The sequence below is a fragment of the Hymenobacter agri genome (assembly GCF_054778495.1).
This window is the reverse complement of the sequence record NZ_BAAGZM010000470.1, coordinates 1-3,464: the sequence shown is the minus strand read 5'-3', so window position 1 is coordinate 3,464 and position 3,464 is coordinate 1. Positions and strand designations below refer to the sequence as shown.

Sequence of the window (3,464 nt, the reverse complement as noted above, 5' to 3'; positions counted from 1 at the left end):
GCCCGCGCGGGCGCAGCCAGCGGTGCAGCACTTCGTAGAGGTGGCGGCTTTTCACGGGCTTGCCCACGTAGTCGTCGAGGCCCTGGCGCATGAAGCGGCCGGCGTCTTCCTGCATCGAGTAGGCCGTCATGGCCACTACCGGCGGGCAGGCGCTGCCCAGCACGCGGCGAATTTCGGCGGTAGCCGCCACGCCATCCATGTCGGGCATCTGAATGTCCATGAAAATCATGTCGTAGGCTATGCCTGGGGCCTGCACCAGCGCAATGCCCTCGGGGCCGCCGCCGGCCACGTCGACCTCGCAGCCCAGGCGCGTGAGCAGGCGCTGGCCCACCTTCTGGTTGATGGTATTGTCGTCGACGAGTAGCACGCGGGGCGGGTCGTCGAAGGGCTTGAAGATGGGTTCGCGCACAGGAGCCACGGCGGGTAGCTCCTCGCGCCGGGCTGCGCGCGTGGCAATGGTGAACCAGAACACCGAGCCCTCGCCCTCGTCGCTGAGCACGCCAATTTCGCCGCCCAGCAGCTCGGCCAGCTGCCGGCTGATGCTCAGGCCCAGGCCCGTGCCGCCGTAGGCTTTGCTGGGCGTGGTGTCGAGCTGGGTGAAGTTGGTGAACAGCCGCGCCGCATTTTCGCTCGAAATGCCGATGCCCGAATCCTGCACCGCGAAGCGCAGGGTGTGCAGCTCGCCGTCGGTGCTCACGCTGCTCACCACAATGCTCACGGTGCCCTCGTTGGTGAACTTGATGGCATTGGCCACCAGGTTGCTCAGAATCTGGAGCAGGCGTACCTCGTCGGTCACGACCAGGGCCGGGGTGTGGGGCGTGATGTGGTAAGTAAAGCGGATGTTTTTCTGCTCGGCCCGGTAAATGAACAGGGCGCGAATGCGCTCCATCACGGCCGCCAACTCCAGCGCCGTTTCGTGAATCTGGAGCTTGCCGGCCTGAATTTTCGACAGGTCGAGAATGTCGTTGAGGATGGTGAGCAGGGCATCGGAGCTTTTGCGCAGCGTGTCGACGTAGTCGAGCTGCTCGTCGCTTTCCACGGTCTGGTCGAGCAGGTCAATCATGCCGATGATGCCGTTCATGGGCGTGCGCAGCTCGTGGCTCATGTTGGCCAGGAACTGGGTTTTGGCCTCCAGCGCGGCTTCGGCGGCATCTTTGGCCTGGCGCAGGTCGTCCTGCATCTGGCGGATTTCGGTGACGTCGCGGGCAATGCCTTCGGTGCCGTGCCGGCCATCGGCCGAGAGGCGGGCATTCACGAGCACGCTCACGGGGTGGCCCTGCTTGTGCCACATCTGGGTTTCGAAGTTGCGCAGGCCGCCGTTGCGGGCCAGCTCGGCGGCCACGCGGTTGGGGTCGTCGGGGTCGACATAGTACAGGGCCACGGGCTGGCCCAGCACTTCCTCAGGCTCGTAGCCCAGCACCTCGCGCACCGATGGGCTAAGGATGGTCAGCAGGCCTTCGTCGTCGGTCTGGTAATAAATATCCTGAAACGATTCGAAGATGGAGCGGAACTTCTCTTCCTGGGCTTGCAGGGCCAGTTGGGCCCGCTTCTGCTCGGTGATGTCGTGGGCAATGGCCGATATTTCCTCAAACGAGCCGTCGCCGAGGTAAATCGGGTTCAGGTAAATATCGGTCCACACGTCGTAGCCGCGCACGTCGCGCAGGCGCATCTCGAAGCGCTGGGCCTGGCCTTTGGCGGCGGCATCGTAATGCTGCACAAACGTGTCGCGCTCATCGGCGGGCATTTTGGCCAGGTCGGCCTCCCACAGGTTGATGCCGCGCATCGGATAGGTCCCGTTGCGGCGCAGGAACAGGGCCGCGTAGTTGCGGTTGAAGTTCATGAGGTGGCCCTGAGTATCCACGGTCCACATCACGTGCGAGCCACTCTCAAAAATGGCGTTGAGGCGGGCTGTCTGGCGGTTAATCTGCTCCTCGTTGCGCTTGCGCTCGATGGCCAAGGCCACCTGGTTCGAAATGAAGTGCAGCACGTCGAGGTCGCCGGGCGTGTAGGCGTCCACGCGGTGGTAGTCCTGCACGGCCAGCACGCCGATGATGCGGTCGCCGATGCTCAGCGGCGAGGCCAGCATCACCTCGGGCACCTGCCCGTAGATGGTGAGCGTGCCGCTGCGCACGAGCTGCTGAAAATCGGCGTGGGTGAGGTAGCGCGGCTGCCCGCCGGCAATGATGTATTCCGACACGCCGCCCGAAAAGGGCTGCGCCGCCTGCGGCCGGTTCTGCGGGTACTGGTCGACGTGGTACACGAACTGCAGCTGGGTGCGGGCGTCGTCGCAGAGGGCGATGAACAGGTTGCTGGTTTCGATAATCTTGCTCAGCTCGCGATGGATGGCCCCGTAGAGGCTGGGCAAGTCCTTGGCCGAGATGGCGAGGTTGGCAATGCTGTAGTAAACTTTCTGCAGCCGCTCGGCCTTGATGCGGTCGGTGATGTCGTGCAGAATGGCGCGGCTGCTCATGGGCTGGCCCTCTTCGCGCACCACGCTCATGCTGCCGATAAGGTGCACGGGCTTGCCCAGGCTGGTCAGAAACACGGTTTCGACTTTGTTCACCGGCTCGCCATCATACAGATTGCGCAGCTGGTAGAGCAGCTTGGCCTTGTAGTACGGATGCACCACATCGGCCAGGGTGCGGGTGGCCAGCTCGGCATCGGTATAGCCGAGCTTTTCCTTCCAGGCCTTGTTCACAAACAGGAAGGCATTGGTGGCACTCAGGTGCTGCACCAAGTCCTGGGCATTGTCGAGGAAGTCCTGCAGGTGGGTGCTGTCGTTGGCCAGGGCGGGCGGGGCCAGGGTCATTTCATTGGCCTCCTGGCCGGCCATCCACACGCCGGTTACTTTGCCGGCGCTGTCGCGGGTGTAGCCCGTGCGCCAGTGCACCAGGCGCGGCTGGCCGCCCTGGGTGAGCAGGCTGCGGTCGTAGCTGGTGGGCAGGGTTTCGGTGGCCACGCCTTCAAGAAAATCGCGGCGACGCTGCTCGCGCTGGCCGGGAGCCATAAACATTTCGTGGCCGCGCTGGCCCAGCACCTGCTTGCGGGTGTAGCCGGTCAGGTGCAGGAAGGCGTCGTTGGCTTCGACGATAACCCCATCGGTATCAATCAGCAGGTAGAGCTGCCCCAACTGGTCGAGCATCGACGCCGGGGAAGGAGCAACGGGACGGGCAGAAGCAGCTGAAAAAGGAGCCATGAACAAGCAGCGTGGGAGGCCGGAAAAGCTATTTCCGGCCAAGATAATTCCGGAGCCGTGGGGGCCCGGCTGTAAATTTGAACAAAAAATCTTAGCGCCGGGCCATTTGGGACGGCGCGCCTGCCCTTTTCCCGTGCCCAACCCCCGCACCCCCCGGCTGGTTTTCGCCGTTACCACCGACCTGTGCTTCGACCAGCGCATGCAGCGCATTTGTGGCAGCCTGGCCGCCGCCGGCTACCGGGTGCAGCTCGTGGGCTGGCAGCGGCCG

1 protein-coding gene is annotated in these 3,464 nt (G+C 64.1%); it reads right to left on the bottom strand.

Annotation, left to right across the window (positions count from 1 at the left end; all coding sequences use genetic code 11):
• The coding region (locus ACYVDE_RS17805; protein WP_460502898.1) for a PAS domain S-box protein at nt 1-3,196 on the bottom strand (3,196 nt) is incomplete at its 3' end.
• Nucleotides 3,197-3,464: the final 268 nt, after the last annotated feature.